This window comes from Pseudoalteromonas sp. SWN166, from assembly GCF_015864485.1.
GTDB lineage: Bacteria > Pseudomonadota > Gammaproteobacteria > Enterobacterales > Alteromonadaceae > Pseudoalteromonas.
On sequence record NZ_JADYXB010000003.1, the window covers coordinates 142,704 to 166,725 of the forward strand.

A 24,022-nucleotide genomic window follows, 5' to 3' on the forward strand; every position below is an offset into this window, starting at 1 on the left:
TTAAATCCCCTTGCTTACGCTGGCCATTTCTTGTGCTATACCTGTAACAATAGTTAGTTCATGCTTACTCTTAGAGCCATATTCTATAGTTGTAGCAACTTGTAGCATGTTGCACGATATACCCGCCGTAAAATTAAAACGACGAGGGCACTCTAAATCTAACGCCCCCTTGTTAAGGTTAGTCATTTTGCTTTGCATATCTGCGTGATTTGCAATCACCATACCTTTGTCATCACCATCCGCAATTGCAGTTACTTCATCTGGAGTCAGGAAGAACTGATTGTTAGCCCCTTTATTTGCCTCATCAGAGATCATGCGCTGCACTTCACCAATGAGTTCATTTTCGGCTACTTCGCGCTCTTGTGCTGCATTGGTAATTTTAATATCAATACTACTACTGCTCATAAGTGTCACAGCAATACCAGTCACAGCAATAACCATTATTAAAGCTGTAATTAGAACTACACCTTGCTGTTTTTTTTGTGATTTTTTTAAATACGCCATAAATTTGATCCAACATTATTTAATCGAATAGTAGTAGTAAATACAGTACGTCTGAAATTATCGGTAAATGTTAATACACGCTTATCTTCATCTTCGCCTAATGTATAAGTTTGGTTTTTAATTTTAACTCCTGGGTCTGGCTGCAATGCGCGTATTAATAAAAATACCTGAACAGTTAAAATACCTTTACGATTTTCCCAATCTGTATACTTCATATCTTGAATACTTCGGTAGGTATCTACACGATTATCACTGTTAGTATCAAGACCAAAAACAAACCGCATGTTCTCAACACCTTCCATAATAGTTTCTGTGTTGATGCTTCCACCAACCAGGCGCTTTCTCATTAATGCTGGTACAGTTAAGTTTTTATTATTAACTTTATAAGTTTGTTCTGATAGATAATAAACATGATGGCTGTAAGGCCAAACAGTTGCATTAACATTAAGAGTCGCAGCGTTAACTTTTCCACGAAAAAACTGAGCTTTTTCTTGCTCAGCTATGAAGTAATTTTCATCTGCTTGAGTCTCATTAGTTACTGTATTAACTGTTAAACTCTTACCTTGTAAAAATTTTAATTGAATAATGTCAGTGCTTTTAATCGGATTATTTAGGCAGTTAAGCTCTTTTGATTCTCCAGCAACCTTTGCGTAAATAGTTCTAAAATTACTAGCTGTAGCAAAATCAGGAAAACTCCCATTATTTAACCCTTCAAAGCAGTCTGTTCCAGGGTTTGCTAATGTATCTGTATTTACTGCAGTGAACGAATCGTCATAATAAGTTCCCCAAAAGCCAATTTGTTCAATATCACGTTGCATTATGTTAATTGCAAGGCGCCCTGATTCTTGAAGTTCACCAATAGTCATCGTATCTTTAGTGGTTACTTTCATTCCTATATAGGTAAACATAACGCCACCTAGTATTAATCCACCAATAAATAATGAAATCATCATTTCTACAAGTGTAAAACCTTTTTGCTTCATGTTAGCTCCTAAGGTAAATGTAACTAGTTAAAACAACTAAGCGACGATTTTTGTCAGCCGTTCCACACTTTATTGCGCCAGTAGCATCATTTGCATTAAACTCTTGTCGACCTTGCCACGAAACAATTACTTCTAAATTAAATGCCTTACCACCCGAGCCAGCAACTGCTGTAGGTGCAATACATACGGTAGCACCATCTAAAGATCCCGTATTTTCTCGAGCTCTTATAGCTCTTTTCCACTGCTCAAGATCTAAGGCCGCAACTTGCGCTGCGCTACAAGTATTTGTAAAGCACGTTTGCGAGGTTGTCGTTGCAGTTTCACTATCAAATGTTTGTGTGTACAGTCCCGCTATTTGAGGGGTATCGTTAGCACGGATACGCTGCACAATATCATTACCAAGTGCAACTGCAGCAGCACGCTGCATAGAATCAAAGCTTGCTTGCTTTGCTTTTGCTTGCAGGGCAACTGCGCCTAAAAGGCCAAAACTAAGAATAATAAATGCAATTAACACTTCAATCAGAGTGAAGCCTCTTTGCATTTTTGTTTGAGATGATTGCATAGTAAAACCAAATAAAAATTATCTGATTTTAAGTTTATGCTATTTATTTGAGGAATCAATGAGGACTAAGATGAGCGGTTATATTTGTTGATAAACGGTTAATTAAATCTGTTCATTCAATAAAATCATAATAATTAAGCATAAATGTATTTAAGTCAAAGGCAACCTAATTGCAAAATAAGTCTAAAGCGTATTTTTAACTAATTTAAGCTCGCGGCGGCTCACTGGCAATAACTCACTGCACCCTTGTAGCTCAATCATATGATTGCCATTCCCTTTTGAATGCAAAGCAATTACTTTTTGTTTATTAACCAATGTATTGCGATGAATTCGCAAAATATGTGTAGGAAATTGTAACTCTAATTGTTTTAGGCTTTGCTCCAGTAAAGCTTCTCCACCCGAGAATATCATTTTGGTGTATTTTTCTTCTGCACTAAAGTACAAAACATCATTTATATCAACACTACGTAGAGTACCCGCTAACTGATAAGATACTTTTACATTTTGTTGCTTTTGAATATGTACTTTATTTAATCGCCCTACTTGCTTAAGTACCTTTTGTAATGATTGCTCTGTAATAGGTTTAACTAAATAACCTGCAGCACTTAACTGTAAAGCATCGAAGGCATGCTCAGGGTGCGCTGTTATAAAAACAACTGCAGGCGGTAGGGTTAAACTATTGAGTTCATTAGCAACTTGTAAACCATTCATACCGGGCATATCAACATCTAAAAAAATCAAATCGGGCGTTTGCTTTTTAGCAAGTGCTAAGGCTTCATTACCATTACTTGCCTCACCTTGCACAACTATACTTTTATCATGTGCTAACAAACGGATTAAGCGAGATCTCGCCAGAGGTTCGTCATCAACAATGAGTACATTCATACACTGCCCCCTATTAGTTTAGGAATAACGACCTTAACTCTAAACACATCATTCTTAGTAGTAATTGTTAGTTGTGCTTTATTTTTATAGTAAATATTTAATCGCTGGCGAATATTTTCAAGCGCCATTCCGTTATTAGGCCTAGTTTGAGTATTAGTAATTGTTATAGGGTTAGAAACAATCATAGTTATATAGCCGGTAGTGATATGTAGCTCTACTTTTATTTCAGCACCATGCTCACTTGTTTCAACGCCATGGCATACCGCATTTTCAATTAATGGCTGCAGGGTTAAGCAAGGAATACTTAGTGCTGGCAGCTCATTGGGGATTTGCCAATCAACTCTTAAGCGATAACCAAAACGCCACGTTTCAAGTGCGATATATTGCTTACTCAGCGTTATTTCATCCGCAAGTAATACGCTTTTTCCTGAGTGCATTGCAGCCTGCGATAAGGCGGCTAATGCTAAAATGGCTTGCTCTGCCGCATCAGCATCATGATGAGTAAGCTCTGCAGCAGTGTTTAAACTATTATATAAAAAATGAGGACGTATTCTAGCTTGTAGGGCATCAAGTTCAGCTCGAGAAAGCGCTTTAGTTTGCTGCTCTTTTTCAAAATGAATTAATAAAAATTGAACGAATAAAGCCGCCAGTAAAGCCACTATAATACAATTACGAAGTGTAAAATAAATTAAGTTATCTGTATCATCTATATCAAAGGCAAAATGAGAAAATAGAATACTAAAAATGCATGTAGATAATAGAAAGGAGGAAAAAAACAGACTTAACTGAAAAGCTTGAGTACGGTTTTGTAAAAAGGATCTACAAAAATATAAAGAAGAGGTGCCGACTAAAACAATTAAATGTAAAAATAAACTAATGATCCCAAGTCGTAACCAAATATCTCCTTCTACATTGGGTGCAAAAGCTAAAACAATAGCAACTACTTGAGAAACGATAAGCGTGGCTAATACGCCTCGCTCATTAAAAAGAGCCGAAAAAAGCAAACCATCATTTTTAAGTGACTTGCTCATAACGACTCTCCTATAATCTAAATTTAAATTAACGTAGCTCTACTGGAACAGCAAATACTATATTTTCTGCTTCGCCCGGGTTCTCAACAACCTGCGTACCACCAAGCTCTTTTAATCGGCTTATAACTTGTTGTACAAGTACTTCTGGCGCAGATGCCCCCGCAGTTACACCTACTGACTTAGAACCTGAAACCCACTGCTCTTGCACATCAGTTGCGTCATCAATTAAATAAGCTACAGTACCCATTTTATCTGCAAGTTCACGTAGGCGATTAGAATTAGAGCTGTTTTTAGCCCCTACAACTAATAGCACATCAACTTTATCAGCTAGGTCACGAACAGCGTCCTGACGATTTTGCGTTGCATAACAAATATCATCTTTGCGAGGTCCATCAATTGATGGAAACTTGTTGCGCAGTTCATCTATAACATCAGCAGTGTCATCAACAGAGAGTGTTGTTTGGCTGCAGTAAAAAAGGTTTTCAGCATTTTTTACATCAAGTGCAATTACATCATCAACAGTTTCAACAAGGTAAATGCCACCGGCTGAGTTATCATATTGTCCCATTGTTCCCTCTACTTCAGGGTGACCATGATGACCAATTAAAATACACTCAATACCTTTACGACTCGCACGTGTGACTTCCATATGTACTTTAGTTACAAGCGGACACGTTGCATCAAATACTTTTAAATCACGACGTTTTGCTTCACTGCGAACAGCTTGCGAAACACCATGTGCACTAAAAATAACAATGCTGTCGTCAGGGACCTGATCAAGCTCTTCTACAAAAACCGCACCACGACTTTTAAGTCCATCAACTACATAGCGGTTATGTACTACTTCGTGGCGAACATAAATTGGCTTTTCAAAAATATCTAAAGCGCGCTCAACAATACTAATAGCACGGTCAACACCAGCGCAAAAGCCTCGTGGGTTAGCTAGTAATATTTCCATTAACCTTCCACCTCAATAATATCCACTTCAAACGTTAAGCGCTGACCAGATAAAGGATGGTTAAAATCAATCGTTACCGACTCACCTTGCACTTCGCGAACTAAACCAGGAAGCTCAGTGCCATCAGGTTGAGTAAACGCAATTATTGCACCTACTTTAGCTGGTGTTTCTGGGCCGAATTTACTGCGGTCAACGTAGTAAATATTATCTGGATTTGGCTGACCAAACGCATCTTCAGGCGCAAGTTCAAATGTTTTACTTTCGCCTGCAGTTAGCCCTAATAAACATTTTTCGAAGTTTGCCGTTAAGCTACCATCGCCCATTGTTAATTTAGCAGGCTTATTATGCACCTTGGTAGAATCAGCGGCAGAGCCATCTTCTAATTTAATAGAAAAATGGAAGATAACTTGCGAGTTTTCACCAATTACAGCTTGGCTCATGCTTTATGCTCCTTCGGACTCTCGCCGGTAAAGGCGTCAAATAACAATAATGCTGCGCCAATACAAATAGCGCAATCGGCAATATTGAACACAGGAAAATGTGAGTCTTTATAAAATACGTGAATAAAGTCGATTACATAACCATACGCAATACGATCGTATAAATTACCAATAGCGCCTGCAAGTACCAGTGCATAAGCACCGCATAATACTTTATTTGTTGCAGGTAAGCGTTTTAGCCACCACACAAGCAAAGCACTAATAGCAATGGCTATAAAGCTTAAAAACCAGCGCTGCCAACCACCCGCTTCACTTAAGAAGCTATAAGCAGCACCATAGTTATGCACATAAGTAATACTAAAAACAGGGAGTAAGTTTATCGAATCTTGATAAGCCATAGTCCCTACAACAAGTGTTTTACTGGCAAAGTCTATTACTAAAAGTAATAGACTCAACCAAAGCCACACTAAACCACTTTTTTGGGCTAGTTTGCTCACTAAGAATAACTCCTAAGCGAATTGACGCTTTTCGCCTTCGCCATCAACATTACTTACACAACGACCACAAATTTCAGGATGAGCAGGGTTAACACCTACATCTTCACTGTAATGCCAACAACGCTCACATTTAGCAGCATCTGTTGCAGCAACACTAATGAACAAACCTTCAATTTCGGTAGCTTGTGTATCAGCTGGCTGACTATCAACTTCAGTAACATTTACAGCTGATGTTAATAATACAAAACGTAGCTCATCACCAAGCGCATTTAATTTAGCGGCAAGCTCTTTGCCCGTAAATAAATTAACCGTAGCTTGAAGCGTTGCACCAATAACTTCTTCTTTACGTGCGGCTTCTAATAAACGGTTTACTTCGTCGCGCACTGTTAAAATTTCTAACCAGTCATCGTTGCTAAATTGGCTATTTGTTGGCGCTTGTAAGCCATCGTACCAAACAGACGTAAATACGTAGTCACTACGCTCGCCCGGTAACGCTTCCCAAATTTCTTGTGCGGTAAAGCTCATAATTGGAGCCATCCAGCGCGTCATTGCTTCAGCAATATGATAAAGCGCTGTTTGACAAGAACGACGTGCATGACTGTCGCTCTTAGCTGTGTACTGACGATCTTTAATTACGTCTAAGTAAAACGAACCAAGCTCACCCGTACAGAAGTTCATTAGCTTTTGCGTTACTAATAGCATTTGGTAGCTATCGTAAGCGGCTAAAATTTCGTCTTGCAACTGAGCAGCACGACCCACAATCCACTTATCAAGCTCAACCATATCATCAACAGCAACTTGATCAGTTTTTGGATCAAAACCATTTAGGTTAGCTAGTAAGTAACGGCTAGTGTTACGAATTCGGCGGTAACGATCAGCAGAGCGTTTAAATATCTCATCCGATACAGTCATTTCTGCTGTGTAATCGGTAGAAGCAACCCATAAACGAAGAATGTCGGCGCCTAGTTTATTCATCACATTTTGTGGAGAAATAACATTGCCTAGTGACTTAGACATTTTCCGACCGTTTTCATCAACAGTAAAACCATGCGTCAATACTTGGCGGTATGGTGCATGACCATTAATAGCCACTGACGTCATCATTGATGACATAAACCAACCACGGTGTTGATCAGAACCTTCAAGGTATAAATCAGCTGGACCAACCAAGTCTTCACGTGCGTCTACAACACACGCGTGCGAAACACCTGAGTCAAACCATACATCTAGCGTATCTTGCACTTTCATGTATTGCTTGGCATCTTCTTCACCAAGTAATGTAGCAGGGTCTAAATCGTACCATGCCTGAATACCTGATTTTTCAACAAGCTGTGCAGCTTGCTCAATGAGTTCTTGAGTATTTGGATGAAGCGCACCAATGTCTTTATCAGCAAACAATGCAATTGGAACACCCCAAGTACGCTGGCGAGAAATACACCAATCTGGGCGGCTTTCAACCATGTTAGAAATGCGGCTTTCGCCCCACTCAGGTAACCACTGCGTATTTTTAATTTCTTTTAAAGAATCTTGACGCAAGTTAGCCTGATCCATACTTACAAACCATTGCGGTGTAGCACGGAAAATAATTGGTGTTTTATGGCGCCAACAATGTGGGTAACTGTGCGTAAGTGCATGATGATGCATAAGTGCACCGCGCTCTTTTAATACTTCAATTACGCTCGCATTCGCCTTAAATACATGCTGACCTGCAAAAAGTTCGGTATCTGGTAAATAAACACCATTTGCACCAACAGGATTAGCTACTTCAAGGTTATAGTTTAAACCAGCCACGAAATCTTCTTGACCATGCCCTGGCGCTGTATGTACAACACCAGTACCTGAATCAGTTGTTACATGCTCTGCAACAATAACAGGTACGCTAAAGTCGTAAAAAGGATGGGCTACTTGTAAATTTTCAAGTGCCGCACCTTTTACATAACCTAATACATGGAAATGATTAAAGCCAAAACGGTCCATTGCATCTTTAACAAGTTCAGAGCCTAAAATTAAACGTTGCTCTGCGCCTTTATCTTCAACTTGTACTAGTGCATATTCTAAATCAGCGTGTACTGCAACAGCACGGTTTGCTGGAAGCGTCCATGGTGTCGTTGTCCAAATAACAGTACCAACACTGCCTTTACCTTTATGGCCATCTGCCAAATCAAATGCACTCACAACAGCATCTTGATCATCAAAAATAAAACGTACGTCAATGGCTGGAGATTGCTTATCTTGGTATTCAACTTCAGCTTCTGCTAGTGCAGAGCCACAATCTGTACACCAATGCACAGGCTTAGCACCTTTATGCAAGTGACCTTTTTCAATAATACGACCAAGCACACGAATTGCATTCGCTTCAAAGTCAAAGTTCATTGTTAAGTAAGGCTTATCCCAATCTGCAAATACGCCTAAACGTTTAAAGTCAACTTTTTGGCCTTCAACTTGCTTTTTAGCATACGCACGACACTTTTCGCGGAATTCTGCTGCCGTTACTTTTACACCCGGCTTACCTACTTTTTTCTCAACCATTAACTCAATTGGTAAACCATGACAGTCCCAACCAGGCACTAATGGTGAATCAAAGTCAGATAATGTTTTAGACTTAACAATAATGTCTTTTAATATTTTATTAACTGAGTGGCCTAAATGGATATCGCCATTTGCATACGGAGGGCCGTCATGCAAAATAAAGGTCTTTTTACCTTTCTTAGCGCTGCGAATTTGACCGTACAGGTCGTCCTCATACCATGCTTTAAGCATTTTTGGTTCACGTTGTGCCAAATTGCCACGCATTGGAAACGGTGTTTCCGGTAAGTTCAAAGTATGTTTATAGTCGCTCATTTATCCTACATTCCGTCTCTATCGGCTACCTGATTTAAACCAAAACACTGCTTAGCGGCAGCAACATCGGTTGCTATTTGCGCCGTTAATTGTGTTAATGTCTCGAATTTTTTCTCATTGCGAAGTTTTTTTATTAACTCCACATGCATAAATTGTCCGTAAATATCCTGTGCAAAATCAAAAAGATGAACTTCTAACAATGCACGAGTTCCATTAAATGTCGGCTTATTACCTACATTTGCAACTCCAAAAATCTGTTTTCCTGCAATCGTTGCTTGCACTGCAAACACTCCGTTAACAGGACACACTTGGCGTTTTAGGGCAATATTTGCCGTTCTAAAACCGAGTTCACGCCCTCTTTTCCAGCCATGTATAACACGCCCAGAAATAGCATAATCGTGACCAAGCATTATTTTAGCACTTGCCAAGTCACCAGATGCCAAAGCATCTCGTATTAAAGTGCTGCTTACTCTAGCATTTAATTGACGAAAACTCGCGGTGCTTTTTACATCCATGCCCGCTTGCTTGCCCATGCTAGCAAGTAAGTCAAAGTTACCTTGGCGCTGCCTTCCAAACTTAAAATCATCGCCAACGGTGAGTGCTTTAACACCTAACTTTTTAATCAAAATCTCATTAACGAATTGCTCAGCATGCATGTTTGCAAATTGCTGATTAAAGCTAATGCAAATAACTCGCTCAATACCTACATCACTTAATAAACGTAACTTATCTCGTAAGCGCGTTAATCGTGCAGGGGCATTATCCTTAGCAAAAAACTCTTGTGGCTGGGGTTCAAACAGCATTACAGTGCTAGGCAAACTATGTGCTTTAGCATCAATAAGTAAACCTTTTAATACTTCTGCGTGGCCTAAATGAACACCGTCAAAATTACCAATAGTTAACACACAACCAAAATGGTGTGGGCGAATATTGTGTATACCTCTAATTAACTCCATGCCACCTAATGCCTTGTTTAGCGAGCTATTAATTACGACTAAAATTTTATTAAAGCCGCAGAGTTGCCGATTATAATCTTTTTTTTAGTTTGATTCAGTAATTGCTACACTTTTTATCGTATTTAGTCTAACACCCATCAAAAATAGCATTGCAAAGTAACTAATACCTGCCAAAGCGACTAATGCTATTAATAATATTACTTGCTGTGTAAAGGCCCATGTAGCCCAATAGTAGTAACTACTCACAAACCATGTAACAGCTCCCATAACGATACTTGCAACAACACATTTAAGTGTAAAGCGCATGCTCATTGATGAAAACTGGTATACATTTTCTTTTTTAAGCTGCCTGTATAATAAAAACGCATTACAACTAGCCGATAGTGAAGTAGCGAGTGCTAATCCTAAATAACCTATAAAAGGCGCAAGCATAATGTTAAACACCATATTTAACACTAAGGTAATAATACCAATACGCACAGGCGTTTTTGTGTCTTGACGAGCATAAAAGCCAGGAGCGAGTACTTTAATGAGCATAAAGCTCACAAGGCCTACCGAATATGCAACTACGCCTAAACTAACTGCTTTAACATGATCAACACTGTCTTCTTTAAACGCACCGTGGTCAAACAACACGGTAATAATAAGCGGGCTGATGATCATTAAACCAATCATCGCCGGCAGACCTAAGAATATTACAAAACGCACCCCCCAATCGAGAGTATGCTGAAAGTCGCTACTTTTTTTACTGCTATGTAACTTAGAGAGCGCCGGTAAAATAACTGTCGCAATACCAATACCAAATAAACCCAACGGAAATTCTATTAAACGGTCTGAATAATAAAGCCATGCGATTGAGCCCGTCATCAATAGTGATGCAATCATGGTATCAAGCAATAAGTTAATTTGGCTGATAGATACGCCAAATAAAGCTGGTAGCATAAGTTTGCGTACTTTTTTCACGTTTTCGTCTTGCCATGCCCAGCGCGGACGCGCCAACATTTTTGCACGATATAAGAATGGAAGTTGAAACAACAACTGTACAACGCCACCAATAAACACCCCAATTGCGAGAGAATAAGCACCCACACTAAATCTATCATGTAAAAAAATTGCACATGTAATAATAGAAACATTGAGTAAAACAGGTGTAAATGCAGCAACAGCAAAACGGTTATACACGTTCATTACCGCACCACTAAGTGCCACTAGGCTTACAAAAAACAAATAAGGGAATGTAAATTTAAGCAGTGAGCTTGCAAGTTCAAATTTTTCGGCATTAGGCCCGCCCTGCCACCAATCTATAAACCAACCTGTACCAAACAACGCTGCAATAACGGGAGATGCAACAACACCTATTATAGTGACTATTAATAAAATAGTGCCTAATGTACCTGCAGCCTGTGCAACAAAAAGCCTGACTTTGTCGTCACCTTCCTGCTCTTTAATTTCACTCAGTACAGGGACAAATGCTTGCGCGAAGGCACCTTCTGCAAATAAACGACGTAAAAAATTAGGAATACGGTTAGCAAACAAAAAAACATCAGCCGCAGCACTTGCACCTAATAAATTAGCAACAACAGCATCTCGAACGAGCCCTAAAATACGCGATATCATAGTCATACAACTAACAATCATACCGGAGCGAAATAAACCTTTTGACACCTTAAACCTACTCAAAAATCCTCAAGATAGGCAATTATGCCACAGTCTTTTTTATAAATCGCTTTAAAGCACTAGGCTGAGGGTCTGTGCTTTGTTACAATGTCGGTATTAACTGCTAAAGCGGCAAATTGATGCTCGTTATATGGTGCAGTTTTTCTTGGATTGTTAAATTTAAATTGACATCCATGATAGAAACAGGCATATTCCACGGCCTTTAATTTAAGCTTTATTTTAAGATTGTTAGGAGCAAACCTTGGCTAACATCAAGTCTGCAAAAAAACGCGCTATCACAAGCGAAAAAAACCGTCAGCACAACGCAAGCCGTCGTTCAATGATGCGCACTTACTTCAAAAAAGTAATTGTTGCTATTGAAGCGGGCGATAAAGAAGCTGCACAGCAAGCTTTTTCTGTTGCTACACCTATCCTAGACCGTTACGCAACTAAGGGTCTAATTCACAAAAACAAAGCAGCTCGTCATAAGAGCCGTATAGCAGCTAAGATTAAAGCTCTATAATTTGTTTTTGATAGAATATAAAAAACCGGCTTTTGCCGGTTTTTTTTTACTCTAAATTTAATTATATATTTTAAACTCTATTAGACATTTTCTAGATTTGGATAAAATTTCTTAAGCATTGCTGCTATCTTTTTAGGTGTAAATGGCTTTACTACAAACCCCTTAGCGCCTTTATCAATTGCATCCTTAACATTTTCAATACCTGAGTGTGCCGATACCATCACCACGTTTGTTTCTGGACTTAATTCATTGATTTGTGCAATCAAATCTTTACCATCGCCGTCCGGCAATTCAATGTCTAAAAAAATAATATTATAATTTGCAGCTTGGCACTCACTAATACATTGTGAGGCAGTAGATGCTTCCTTTACGTTCTCTATCCCTAAGTGCATGAGCGTTTGGCTCAAAAAGCTACGCACTGTGCTAACGTCATCTACAATTAAAATTGATAGCTGCGTATTCATCTTTATTCCTCGTAGGCTATAAGCTAACTTTAAGTTATCATATTAATTAGCTTAGTATATAAATTTACTCATTTAATTATAGAGACCTACGGAAAAAAGGCCAGATTTGCTTTATGTCTAAAACACCAAATAAACAGTCGTTGCTAGGTAAAACACCCGCAAGAAAAAAAACAGCGCAAAAAAGAAAACCACAGCGCCCTACTCAGCGTCCTGTAGCTACAGAGCTAAATACCAAAAAAAAGAATGATACAAACCAAAAATCAAAGTCAAAAAAGGGATTATTTATATCACTCGCTGTCGTTGCTGTAATAATTTTAGCCTTTCCAAAACCAACCTTGCTCACCTATAAAAAATTAGGGATGGTAAGTGAAAGTGTTTACTGGCCTGGACTCTTTGGTAAAGGGGCTACTTTAATTGATTCAAATTTACATCCAACCTATAACTCTAGCCGTAATTCCCTTTATTTATGCAGTGATTTACAAAAACCAGAGAGCTGCCAAAAGTATCAAGTAATTGCTGATAATGGTTTATTTTCAGCAATAGGCAGCTACTTTTAGCATTAAAAAAACTAATCTGAAAATTTAAAATTACTTGGTTGAAAGGTGTGCAAAAGATCAACATAATGGCGCTCCTTTTTTCAACAACTGAACTATTGAAACGACCATGCTAAACGAGCTAGATTGGCTTTTAAACACGATACTACTTGCACTAGGTTTAGGTGCATTCTTTATTAACCAGATAACACTGCTGCGAGTTGCCGCTATTAGTGCATGTGGTTTACTATTCCTATCATTTAGCTTAGATCTTATGTCGTCGAGTGTTATTTCAAATATGAGTTTGGTATTGATCAATACTTTTTACTTGTTTAAAGTTTATACATTTGGGCAATTTAACGTAACCCAAAGTTAACAACTTTTCCCTAGAATTTTTAATAGCCCAGCAATGCTGGGCTTTTTTGTTAATAATTTAAAAATTCTGGAAAGCACTTTGAGCTAGATAACAAGTAGAATTTAAAATAGCACTAAAGCACCACAGCTGGGTTGATGCTATTTATTGACTGTTAAAAATAATAAGAAGAAACAAAAACATCAAGAAATACATAATAAGCGAAGTTAATCCGTTATTGTTAACTCACTTTGGGTTTGTATTTTAGAAGGACTATCTTCAGCGTTAGCCTGATTAAACCAAGCAGAAACACCTAGTACAATAATTGAAATAATAACTAGACTTAATTTAGCGCCACTTTGACTCGATTTCATAACACACTCTTTATATTTTTTATTAGTGAGAATACCATTCACACTAATAAAAATTACAAATGTTAACAAGCTGTTTTTTAAACCAATTAGCTATCAGCTAATAACCTTTAGTTCTATCTACTCGATTATTAAGTACTAAGCCCTTATTTAAGCGTTCAATATTATCGGCTATTTGATCTATAACGCTATTTAAATCAGAAAGTGCCGCGCAATGTGGTGTAAGTGTTATTTTTGGGTTCGTCCAGTAAGAGTGGGTCTGTGGCAATGGTTCCTCATCAAATACATCGAGTGTTGCAGCGCGTAAGCTCTCGTTATTTAATGCATTTAGTAAATCTTGCTCAACAACATGAGCGCCGCGTGCCACATTAATAACAACAGCATGTGAAGGTAACTTTGTGAGCATTGAATGATTAATAATGCCTGTCGTTGCTTTTGTAAGCGGTAATAGGCATACAAGGTAATCAACCACAGGAAGCATGCAATTAAGTCCTTCATCACCATAAAAAATATCGACATTAGTGGTGTTTTTATTACTTTGCGCCCAGGCACTTACCTTAAAGCCATTATTTATAAGCTTTTGTGCGCATGCTTTACCTAGTTCTCCAAACCCAAGTATTCCAACATGTTTATTACTGTATGCTCGTTTTGGCTTCCATGTTTGCTGCGTTTGTTTAATGTAATACTCTTTTAAACGTAACTTTTGCGCTAGTATATGTGTAAGTACATATTCCGCCATATCTTCAGCTAGTTGGTCGTCAACAATACGTACTACTTCAACACTTTCGTCGAGTAATGTTAAATCTATACTATCTACACCTGCACCAAATGACGACACAGCCTTTAAGTTAGGTAGCTGCGGCCACATAGACTCTGGCGCTTTCCATGCAAGTACAAAATCCACATTATTTGCATTTTTACAATTAGGCCACTGCTCTAGCAGTGTATTTGGTAATCGCTCTTGTAACTTCGTTATTAGTTTTGTGTTGTCACGCCCCGTTATAGCCACCAATACCGACATAAATTCTCCTAGCAATAAACAGTTTATAAGTTAGCACTTTAAAAAGTCACACTACTGCAAAGTAACTGTCACACCCTTTTTTTAAACTACATGTATGGCGAATAGGCCAAACGGAATATGAGGTTTATATGATAAGTGTTGATAAAGTAATTGCTGCAAACTTACCACAACTAGAGAACTCTCCAAAAGTAAAAGGTTTAGTAAAAAAAGGCCTAGGCTACTTATTGCACGAACGAGAATTTGTTGCCTTTGGTGATGCCTACCCTCATCTACAAGGATTAGAATTTGTTGAACAAGTACTTGATGAACTCAATTTTGATACACGCTATAAACCTAAACAAATAGAGCATATTCCTAACGAAGGTAAACTTGTTATCGTTGCTAATCACCCTATTGGATCATTAGATGCTTTAGCACTCATTAAAGTAATTTCAACGATAAGGCAAGATTTAAAAGTAGTGGCAAACCGCATGTTAATGTCGGTTACCGCAATGCACTCACTTTTACTCCCGGTAGATAACTTATCGGGCATGAGTAAAAAACAAGAGCTTAGTAATATACAAAACCATTTAAAAAATGATGGGGTATTACTTATATTTCCAGCAGGAGAAGTGTCACGATTAGGGCCAATGGGCATTAAAGACTGCAAATGGAATAGTGGCTTTTTACGTATGGCAAAAAAAGCCAATTGCCCTATTTTACCTATTTATATTAAAGCCAAAAACAGTCCGCTTTTTTATGGCACATCAATGATTTATAAGCCGCTAGCAAGTTTACTATTGGTGGCTGAAATGTTTAAGCAGCGCCAAAAATCTTTAGAGTTTGAAATTGGTGCTTCTATCCCTCCTGAATCTTACTTAATAGAAAACCTTAAAGATAAAGAAGTTGTAAACCTCATCCGTAAACAGCTTTATAGGCTTACCACTAAAAAAGCCTTGCCGCTTAAAACACAAACCCCTATTGCGGTTCCTGAGTGCAGAAAAGAGCTAAAAAAAGCAATTGAGCAATGCAAACTTCTTGGCAAAACACAAGACGGTATGCATATTCATCTCTATCAATATACAGGAAGCTCCCCTATTTTTAGAGAGCTTGGCCGCCTTAGAGAAATTGCATTTAGAGCAGTAGGCGAAGGTAGCGGTAAACGCCGTGACATAGATAAGTACGATATGAATTATCAGCATCTTGTATTGTGGGATCCTATGCAACTAGAACTAGTTGGTGCTTACCGATTAGCCTGTGCACAAGACATTATAAAAAAACATGGCCGCGAAGGCTTATATACCGACAGCTTATTTACTTACACCGATGCTATGACGCCCTATCTAAAACAAGGAATTGAGCTTGGTAGAAGCTTTTTACAACCTAAATACTGGGGACGTAAGAGCCTCGACTATTTATGGTATGGCATTGGGGCTTTTATAAAAAGCTATCCACAGTACAGATACTTGTTTGGCGCTGTAAGTGTATCAAATGCTCTGCCCGAGCAAGCAAAAGCCATGCTCGTTTATTACTATCAGCATTACTATAAAAGTGGTATTGAATTAGCAACACCTAATAATGAGTTTAAGTTAACTGAGCAACAGCTAACCCAGTGCCATGCTCTTTTTAACGGAGATGACGTTAAAGAGGATTTTGTAGAGTTAAAACATGTGTTAGCAAATATGAGTGCTCAAGTGCCTACTTTATTTAAGCAATACACTGAACTTTGTAAACCAGGTGGAGTGCAATTTTTAAGTTTTAGTATTGATCCCGATTTTAATAACTGTATTGATGGATTAGTATTAGTCGATCTTGAAAATATAAAAGAAAACAAAGCTAAACGTTATTTAGAATAACTATTAATAAGTAATGGCCAATTCACCGAGTACTTTCATAACTGATAAAGTACTCGGTTTATATTTAGGGTCTGTTGATCTTTGCGGATTAAAATTTGTTCAAATTAGGGGCTATTTAATTCCTAAAATTGATTAGATATTATTGCAGATTGGTATAAACACCTGCTTAATAGCATTTTTAATCTTCTAAAGCTTTTTAAGTATCCATCGCTTTTAGTACTTTTAGTGCTTTTAAAATTCTGATAAAAAACACTTTGTTGTTTATTCAAGAGCCTTTGTTAAAACGCGAGTTTATGACTAAGCAATGCCTGCCTTAATTTATTCATGTGACTGTTAATCAAATACATATGTCAATCTTTACAAAAGCAGAACGACACTAAAATTAATCTAAATCAATAAAACACTTCACAAGGTTCAAACATTTTTGAAACTTTGATCTAGAACAGGTTTTCATATTTATTCCTCGGTAATAATAGCGCCAATCAAACAGTAGTTCTTGGAGAACAACATGAAAACTCAAATTAGCATCGCATTATTAACCTCTTTATTAGCACTCTCTCCAGCTGCACACGCTAACTTTAGCGTAAATGTTGGCGCCATTAACGTAAACCCTGATAACAGTAGCTCAGCTATTAATGAAGCACCTACGTTGGGCCTTAAAGGTGATTCTGATACTCAACTGGGTATCACCGTAGATTATGCATTTAACGATCAATGGGTGCTAGAGTTGATAGCAGCAACACCGTTTTCACACGATGTGAATGGCACTGGCGGTTTAGCCGGCAACAAAATTGCTGATATAAAACAACTTCCTCCTTCATTAGTTGCGCAATACCACTTTTTAGATACAAGTTATGCGCTAAGACCTTTTATAGGCGTAGGCATAAACTACACCGCATTTTTTGATGAGCAACCTTCTCAAGCACTTAAAGCGACGCTAGGTACAGACGATGTAGAAGTAAAATTAGATGATTCGTTTGGCTTTATGGCTCAGGTAGGTGCTAACTATAAGATTGATAAAAATTGGGGTCTACACGCCATGGTATCAATTATGGATATTGATACCGATGCCACCGTTTATGCTAATGGTGCAAAAGCCCTCACATCAACGGTTGAGCTTGACCCTGTTGTTGCTATGTTCGGTGTTAGATACAGCTTTTAAAGCATGTAACAAAGCCATGCGTAGTTAACCAGCTTATAATGTGTGTTGAAAGGCCGAAAGGCCTTTTTTTTCATTTGTAAAAACTATAAGTTACTTGGGTAAGTTACTTAACTTTTTCTGCTCTAGCATTTCTTTCCAGTGCATAACTTCACTTGGCAATATAGGTGTTTGTCCATCAAAACCAGCAACTTCAAGCATTTCTTCAATACTTATAATACCTTTTTTACTTTTAAATACACCGCGTACATAAGCAATAGCATGTAAGCCTCGTTCTGAGTGAAACTTTTGCTCAATATAAAAGTATTTATGATCCCAGCCAACTAACTTAGTACTTATTGTATATCGCTGCATAGGTTTAATATCGCGGATATAAGTAATGGCAGTCGCATTAACAATCGGAAACCAACGACGCTTCATTATTTGCTTTAGTAAGCCAACTCGTTCAGTCATCCACGTGCGAGATAAATCCATCATCGCGAGATAACGTGAATTAGTTAAATGTAGATTAATGTCGCAATCAGTAGGTAAAGCTTTGTAATCAATGTCCACCGTATCAAGTAAATTTTGATATTGCGTGTTTCGTTTGATTTTAAAAAACAGTAATAAAAGTCGAATATATAAGTTCACAAAAAAGGTCTTACCAGTTAAATTTATTCGAGTGTAGCATAGCCCCTTGCTAAGACGAATATTCTACTTTAATCTTAAATCATTATTATAATAAAAAGATAACTCATGAAATCAAAACTAAAAATTATCACTGCGCTAGTTTTATTAATACCTAGTTACAGTGCATTTGCCGACTTTTCACTACCAGGTAAAGGCTCTGTTACTTACCCTACCGGTGTGGTAAAAGAGTTTAAATTTGGTTTTGAGTGGCAACAAAAAGCTGAAAAATTCACTATTGGCTCTAAGAGTTACAACATGGAGCAAATTCCTAGCTCATATTCAGTCGCTATCACCCTTTCAAAAGATGACAGACAAGTATGGGTGCAAGAATTTAACAATGGATTTATTAAAGAGTTTGAATGGCAAATTGGTGGGCATAAAGTCACTTTAAAAAAGCAGCAATTTAGCGACCCCGTAAAAGGCGATTATGTGATTGAGCTTAATGGCCGAAGCTATTTTTTCACTCGTAATAACGCCAGCATTGTAATGAGCTTTAACGAAGAAGGTATCGAGACGATTGCTATTGATGGAGTAACAAAAAATATGGGCACTAAAAATTAGCCCCCATATTTTAATTACTTTATGTCAATTACACTTTTACTGTTTTTCGATTAATACCGTAATCACGTAGCTTGTTAGCTACAGCCGTGTGGCTTAGGCCTAATCGTTTAGCTAACTGGCGTGAACTTGGATAAGCTGGATAAAGCTTACGAAGTAAAGTAGCTTCAAAACGTTTAACCGCTTGATCTAGTGAGCCTTCAAAATCAGACTCTAAATACCCTAAATCATGGGTAAAAGTGGGTAACTGTAAATGCTCTACGCGAAGTTCACTGTCATCTAATAAGGACACTGCACGGTAAATTGCATTTTCAAGCTGACGAACATTTCCAGGCCACGGATACGCTTGTAAAAAGCTTAAACACTCTTGTGATAAAACAGGAATTGCATGACCATTTTGTTGCGCGTACTTTTGAATAAAGTGCTCAGCCAACGGCCCTACATCTGCTTTTCTATCTCTTAGTGGGGCTATTTCTAAAGTAAGTACGTTTATACGGTAATATAAATCTTCTCTAAAAACTCCTTCTTGTACCATTGCAGGCAAGTCTTTTTGAGTAGCTGCAATAATACGTACATTTACTTTAACTTCGTTCTCATCGCCTACTTTTCTAAATGTGCCATCTTGTAAGAAGCGCAGTAACTTTGTTTGTAGCTGAGTCGACATTTCGCCAACTTCATCTAAAAACACAGTTCCACCATCGGCTTGCTCTAATACGCCACGTTTTGGTGCTGCATTTTCTTCGTATCCGGCATAACCAAATAACTCAGATTCAGCAACATCATCGGGAAGCGAAGCACACGACAGCGCAATAAAAGGTTTAACAGAACGATTAGATGCGTAATGACACGCACGCGCGAGTAGTTCTTTACCTGTACCAGTTTCACCGGTAATCAAAATAGGGGCTTCTAGCTGCGCCATTTTGCGTGCTTCACGCACCACTCGGCGCATTGCCGTACTAAAGTTATGAATAGTAGCAAAGCTTTCTTGCCCGTAACGTCTAAATGCACTGACTTGCTGCCCTAAGCGGCTTTGCGATTTAATATTAATAACCGCACCCGCAAGCACATCACCTTCACTACCTTGAGGCACTGCAATTGGCAAAATGTCTGCAATAAAATCCTCACCCGCTACTTCAACGCGTGTGGTTTGCCCAAGCACTTCTTTACCCTCTAACCAACGTGTAAAGTTAAAGCCTTTAAGTAAGTTATTAATATTTGCACCAATAACGTCTTTTTCAATTAATTGTAAGTCTTTACATGCTGCATCATTACATAAACGTACCCAGCCTTTAGCATCAATAGAGATGACTCCATCAGGCAATGCACGTAGTAAAGTATTTAATTCGTTGTGTTCACGCTCAGAGGGTAAAAATGCAGTAGTACGCACGTCATGTACACCGTCGATTAAACGTATCGATGGCATAATTTTTTGGAATTGTTCAAATTCAATTTCGGGAAAACTAACGTACATTCGACAATTAACGGAATCGACTTCAATTCCTTTTAAATCAACGCTGTAGTTAACTAATATATTAAGGATTTCTTGAGCAATACCAATTCGATCAGCACAGTGAATATCTAGACGCATACATCCTCAAAGAAGGAAAAACTATATTAGCCGAATAATACGCTAAGTCGCTTTGAGAAGGTAGTTTATTGTAAACATTTTTGGACAAAATAGCTTTTAGAGCCAAAGGGTGGGATGTAATTAAACGAAGAAAAACAGCACTGATATTTATATTTAACTATACCAGTGCTGTTTATTAAATCTTATTATGAGACTACTTACCTTGTGGGTAAGCTGACCAATCACCGCCATCTAACTGTATAAATGGTCGTTGATTAACATACATCATTATAGTGCCTTCATTTTCAGCCACTTTAGGCGCTATAGGTAAGTTTTCGAGTAAATTAGCAACACTGTTATTGCCACCAAACACATCAGTTTGCAGCGTCTTACTTACTAGCTCCGAAAGCGCAAAGTAACTTGTAGAATTATTAACCACAATTTGCGAGTGATTTTGCACGTCTGGGCCTATAAATTTAATCGCAACAGGTACAGACACAATAGCAGGGCTCGGAATTTCACGTAAACCTGCAAATTGTACTTTATCACCTTTTAAATTAGCGCCATGCTCAGGCACTATCATCAACATAACGTTGCGACCACGCTTTTCTAATTTTTTTACAAACTGGTTAATATCAGCAAACAAGTTTTTATGCCTGATTGGGTATGTATCTTTACTATTCACCCTTGGTTGATTCTCTAGCTGATTACCGTCATGCAAACTTGTGGTGTTGTAGTACATCGCACACGGCTTACAATCATCAGCTTGCTCTAACCAACCATCCAGCACAGCTTCATCTGAGTAAATAGGGCTATTATCAAAACCTCGAAGCGCCACTGGCATTGAATCGATATTAAATGGCGTGCTATCTAGGCCACCGTACTTATTTATTAAACCTTTAAACTCATCAAAATGTCCGTCGTGATTCATCACAACATTATTTTGATAACCTAGTTTTTCTAGGTTTTTAAACAAGTGACACCGTTCAGGTGCCTCTTTAAATAATGCGGTTTGGCTAGTTTGCCCACAACTTGCGCGCAGCAATCTTACCGCAGCAGGCCCGCTGTATGAGGTAGCCGAGTTAAAGTCTGAAAACACCACATCAAAATCTTTATACATGTCAGTAATGCTTACGCCAATGGCATTTAAATCAGCAACAGCCATTGAACATATGTTCAAAATAATCACATCAAACAGTTCACCATTTACTTGAGTCGGAAAGTGACTCATTAATAAACTTTGTTGTTGATAAAAATCAGCTAATTTTTGATCAGGAGATTGTGCTGCCTGAGTGATCACTTGTGTTTGAGGATTACTTTGACTCTGTGTAACCGGCTCAGGGTTAGCCACATTATTAACGAATTGTGATTGAGAGTTACCCCCTTGCCACCCTACAACTAACAGCCCAACGATAGTGACTGTTGTAAAGCGTATCCATTGCGATGTATACCAAAAACACACACTAATTACGAACAAAGCCAATAACATATCAATGTTAATAACACGGGTTAATAACTCAATAAAATAACCAAAACTAAAATCTTGAACGTTACCCGCTTGTTTAGTCAACCTGTTTATTGGTGGCAACCATGAGTCTTGGTAAAGTAATACCACAGCAAACACAGCACCTACTATATGTTTTGCCTTCTCTATTAATGGCTGTTTAAATTTAATCGCAAGCAACGCAGCAAAAGCCGCATTGCTAAGTACGTTAAAATCAATTGCACCATAATAAAACAGAGCAAACTTAACTAAAAAATAAAGGTTCCAAACCCCTAAACCTGATAATTTCACTGCTTATCCTTTTTTACTGTATTTGGTGTATAAGGCTCTAGTACTTCATGTTTAAAAGTAAGCTTATAATAATATTTTGTTATTTGAGATAAAATGTATTTGCCTAGTACACAAAGCACCGCGCCAAGCAGCATTGCAAAAAACACGGTAATTAAGAGCTGATTCATACTCATAAGTTATCTCTTAATTTCATTATAAAGGGCTTAGCATCTGGACGACTTTTGCTAGAGAATTCTGGCGTTTTAATGTTTTCAGTAATACTGTTTGCTATATCAGGTGCAAATTTATAGCTATCATTCTCAGCAAGTTTTTGTGAGAAATCTACAACACTCTTACCTTTATAAAAACGCCTTAATTGCTTACATTCTTGTTGAATGTAAAAGTGATCAGAAATTACATTTTGCTGCACAAAAAAATCACTCGTTTTTAATTTAAACAAATGCTTAATTGCATTATCAACGTCATTCTCTCTACAAGCATGCAGATATAAATAAACTGTATTATCTGCAATACTAAATACATCACCTTCGCGCTTAATATGAAATAAATGCAAAGGGTGAATAGGGTCTATTCTTGGCAGTAGTTCAAGCTTCACTAGCACACCACTCACACCTAGATTAACGGCTGAGTCACTATGAATTTCTACTTGTTTTGTAAACTCAATGAAAGGTAAATACCCCTTTGAAAAGGTATTTTCAGTGTATTTTAACACATCTTCAACAGAGGGAGGTAAAGGTCTTGAAAACTGAAAACCTTGAATAGATTGAACTTGTGAGAGCAACCGAGAAGGCTCTGAAAAACTATATAAAATAAGGTTTACACCCAAGGTTAAAAATAAGCATTCATCTTGATGACGAATTACACCGTCTACATTTTGAATAACAAGTTTTAACCAGCGTCCACAGTTTTTTCTAAGCTCAAAACACTGCTTACCTAATAACGCTAAATCGGTATAACGCGTTACTGCAAAAATTAATGTAGCTGCCTCTACCTTTGGGCCTTTATTAAATAAGTCATTATTATCTTTCACACTTTTATAGTGCATCGGTAGTTTAGTACCTTCGGGCACCGCACCTTGCACTAGCCATACATCATCTTCATCAGAAAAATCTGAACTTTTAGCCGTTTTACTCTCGCTTATTATTCCCTTTTGAACAACAAACTGGTTTTTACTTAGCAATAACTGATAATGTTCACCAGCGATAACACCGGTACTATGACGCCAGTAGTCATATTCAAGTACTCGCACCGCAGCATCGTTATCAACAAAAACTAGTCCATCAAATACATTGTTTAATCGTCTAACTAAAAAACGATAATTAGCAATATCAGGTCCAGATATTAAGAGTAATAATGTAGCACCCGTCTTTTGAGTGAAATCTCTATACTCTTTCATCATCAGCTCTAAGCTTTTTTCGCTAGCACTGTTTAGCTGTGTTGTACTAAAGTGAACAAAAACAAGTGCCGTGTTTAGACGTTTATAAGCACTGATTTCTTTTATAATAGCTGAATTAATTTTCTCAATTGAATAATGCTGTGTTTGTGGGGCCAACGAAAAAGGGTGAACTCGATTATGTTTATAAGCATAGTTTAACGGTGCAGAAAAAGAAGAATCAAAAAATGACTCAATCTCTTGGGAAACTATATATATATCATTAGCCAAGCTTTGGTTAATTGAATGTAACGCCAATTCGATTGAAAAATTGTCTAAAGGGGCTAAAACAGCGTAACTTGAAGCCCATTTTAACTCTTTTGCAGCAGGCTCTAATCCCGTTATGTTAAAGTTATGCATTTAAAACGCCCTATAAAAAATACTTTTTTACTAGTTTTAACCGTTATTCTATATATAATAGCCAAATATT

At 37.8% G+C, this 24,022-nt stretch carries 24 protein-coding genes; 6 read left to right on the plus strand and 18 right to left on the minus strand.

Annotated features, from left to right (window positions below):
* From I6F49_RS03005 to murJ, 11 genes are all read right to left on the minus strand, one after another.
* On the minus strand, positions 1-504 hold the full coding sequence (locus I6F49_RS03005; RefSeq protein WP_197178284.1) for a pilus assembly protein PilX: 504 nt from the start codon (positions 502-504) through the stop codon (positions 1-3).
* Complete coding sequence (locus tag I6F49_RS03010; RefSeq protein WP_197178286.1) at positions 492-1,487, minus strand: PilW family protein; 996 nt, start codon at positions 1,485-1,487, stop codon at positions 492-494. The genes I6F49_RS03005 and I6F49_RS03010 overlap by 13 nt, the downstream gene beginning before the upstream one ends.
* A gap of 1 nt (position 1,488) precedes the next feature.
* Positions 1,489-2,049: a type IV pilus modification protein PilV gene (gene pilV, locus I6F49_RS03015; protein WP_197178288.1), complete on the minus strand. Its 561-nt coding sequence runs from the start codon at positions 2,047-2,049 to the stop codon at positions 1,489-1,491.
* A gap of 183 nt (positions 2,050-2,232) precedes the next feature.
* Positions 2,233-2,934: a LytR/AlgR family response regulator transcription factor gene (locus I6F49_RS03020; RefSeq protein ID WP_197178291.1), complete on the minus strand. Its 702-nt coding sequence runs from the start codon at positions 2,932-2,934 to the stop codon at positions 2,233-2,235.
* Positions 2,931-3,965, minus strand: coding sequence for a sensor histidine kinase (locus tag I6F49_RS03025; RefSeq protein ID WP_197178293.1), 1,035 nt, complete (start codon positions 3,963-3,965; stop codon positions 2,931-2,933). The genes I6F49_RS03020 and I6F49_RS03025 overlap by 4 nt, the downstream gene beginning before the upstream one ends.
* 28 nt (positions 3,966-3,993) lie before the next feature.
* The gene (gene ispH / locus I6F49_RS03030; RefSeq protein WP_197178295.1) at positions 3,994-4,923 is read right to left on the minus strand and encodes a 4-hydroxy-3-methylbut-2-enyl diphosphate reductase; all 930 of its coding nucleotides are present in this window, start codon (positions 4,921-4,923) and stop codon (positions 3,994-3,996) included.
* Positions 4,923-5,363: an FKBP-type peptidyl-prolyl cis-trans isomerase gene (fkpB, locus tag I6F49_RS03035; protein ID WP_197178297.1), complete on the minus strand. Its 441-nt coding sequence runs from the start codon at positions 5,361-5,363 to the stop codon at positions 4,923-4,925. Before fkpB ends, ispH begins: the two co-directional genes overlap by 1 nt.
* Positions 5,360-5,860, minus strand: a complete 501-nt coding sequence (lspA, locus tag I6F49_RS03040; protein WP_197178298.1) for a signal peptidase II — start codon at positions 5,858-5,860, stop codon at positions 5,360-5,362. The genes fkpB and lspA overlap by 4 nt, the downstream gene beginning before the upstream one ends.
* 12 nt (positions 5,861-5,872) lie before the next feature.
* A complete protein-coding gene (gene ileS, locus I6F49_RS03045; protein ID WP_197178307.1) occupies positions 5,873-8,701 on the minus strand; it encodes an isoleucine--tRNA ligase in 2,829 nt (942 codons plus the stop codon).
* Positions 8,702-8,706: 5 nt separating this feature from the next.
* The gene (ribF, locus tag I6F49_RS03050) at positions 8,707-9,657 is read right to left on the minus strand and encodes a bifunctional riboflavin kinase/FAD synthetase (RefSeq protein WP_197178309.1); all 951 of its coding nucleotides are present in this window, start codon (positions 9,655-9,657) and stop codon (positions 8,707-8,709) included.
* Between the two features lie 84 nt (positions 9,658-9,741).
* A complete protein-coding gene (murJ, locus tag I6F49_RS03055) occupies positions 9,742-11,280 on the minus strand; it encodes a murein biosynthesis integral membrane protein MurJ (RefSeq protein WP_442961241.1) in 1,539 nt (512 codons plus the stop codon).
* Between the two features lie 295 nt (positions 11,281-11,575).
* Between murJ and rpsT the strand changes: the two genes are divergently transcribed.
* Positions 11,576-11,836 carry a 30S ribosomal protein S20 gene (gene rpsT, locus I6F49_RS03060; protein ID WP_002958225.1) on the plus strand — a complete coding sequence of 87 codons (261 nt, stop codon included), beginning with the start codon at positions 11,576-11,578 and terminating at the stop codon, positions 11,834-11,836.
* Between the two features lie 80 nt (positions 11,837-11,916).
* Here the strand turns inward: rpsT and I6F49_RS03065 are convergent, their stop codons facing one another.
* A complete protein-coding gene (locus I6F49_RS03065; RefSeq protein WP_166419995.1) occupies positions 11,917-12,300 on the minus strand; it encodes a response regulator in 384 nt (127 codons plus the stop codon).
* Positions 12,301-12,413: 113 nt separating this feature from the next.
* Here I6F49_RS03065 and I6F49_RS03070 point away from each other — a divergent pair, with 113 nt between their 5' ends.
* Positions 12,414-12,857, plus strand: coding sequence for a hypothetical protein (locus I6F49_RS03070; protein ID WP_197178310.1), 444 nt, complete (start codon positions 12,414-12,416; stop codon positions 12,855-12,857).
* 106 nt (positions 12,858-12,963) lie between these two features.
* Entirely contained in the window at positions 12,964-13,209 is a 246-nt protein-coding gene (locus I6F49_RS03075; protein ID WP_007376914.1) for a hypothetical protein, read from the plus strand.
* Between the two features lie 203 nt (positions 13,210-13,412).
* Here I6F49_RS03075 and I6F49_RS03080 read toward each other — a convergent pair whose 3' ends face one another.
* Positions 13,413-13,559, minus strand: a complete 147-nt coding sequence (locus I6F49_RS03080; RefSeq protein WP_166419993.1) for a hypothetical protein — start codon at positions 13,557-13,559, stop codon at positions 13,413-13,415.
* A gap of 97 nt (positions 13,560-13,656) precedes the next feature.
* A complete protein-coding gene (locus tag I6F49_RS03085; RefSeq protein ID WP_197178312.1) occupies positions 13,657-14,577 on the minus strand; it encodes a 2-hydroxyacid dehydrogenase in 921 nt (306 codons plus the stop codon).
* 128 nt (positions 14,578-14,705) lie between these two features.
* Between I6F49_RS03085 and I6F49_RS03090 the strand changes: the two genes are divergently transcribed.
* Complete coding sequence (locus I6F49_RS03090; RefSeq protein ID WP_197178314.1) at positions 14,706-16,412, plus strand: lysophospholipid acyltransferase family protein; 1,707 nt, start codon at positions 14,706-14,708, stop codon at positions 16,410-16,412.
* 508 nt (positions 16,413-16,920) lie between these two features.
* A complete protein-coding gene (locus tag I6F49_RS03095; protein ID WP_166419990.1) occupies positions 16,921-17,574 on the plus strand; it encodes an OmpW/AlkL family protein in 654 nt (217 codons plus the stop codon).
* A gap of 90 nt (positions 17,575-17,664) precedes the next feature.
* Here the strand turns inward: I6F49_RS03095 and I6F49_RS03100 are convergent, their stop codons facing one another.
* Complete coding sequence (locus I6F49_RS03100; RefSeq protein WP_166419989.1) at positions 17,665-18,201, minus strand: thioesterase family protein; 537 nt, start codon at positions 18,199-18,201, stop codon at positions 17,665-17,667.
* Positions 18,202-18,306: 105 nt separating this feature from the next.
* On the opposite strand from I6F49_RS03100, the gene I6F49_RS03105 reads away from it, so the two are divergent.
* Positions 18,307-18,801, plus strand: coding sequence for a hypothetical protein (locus I6F49_RS03105; RefSeq protein ID WP_197178316.1), 495 nt, complete (start codon positions 18,307-18,309; stop codon positions 18,799-18,801).
* 28 nt (positions 18,802-18,829) lie between these two features.
* On the opposite strand, the gene tyrR is transcribed toward I6F49_RS03105, so the two are convergent.
* The 3 genes from tyrR to bcsE form a co-directional block, all read right to left on the minus strand.
* Entirely contained in the window at positions 18,830-20,386 is a 1,557-nt protein-coding gene (gene tyrR, locus I6F49_RS03110) for a transcriptional regulator TyrR (RefSeq protein WP_197178318.1), read from the minus strand.
* Positions 20,387-20,579: 193 nt separating this feature from the next.
* Positions 20,580-22,160, minus strand: a complete 1,581-nt coding sequence (gene bcsG / locus I6F49_RS03115) for a cellulose biosynthesis protein BcsG (protein ID WP_197178329.1) — start codon at positions 22,158-22,160, stop codon at positions 20,580-20,582.
* Between the two features lie 169 nt (positions 22,161-22,329).
* Complete coding sequence (gene bcsE, locus I6F49_RS03120) at positions 22,330-23,952, minus strand: cellulose biosynthesis protein BcsE (RefSeq protein WP_197119125.1); 1,623 nt, start codon at positions 23,950-23,952, stop codon at positions 22,330-22,332.
* Positions 23,953-24,022 lie beyond the last annotated feature (70 nt).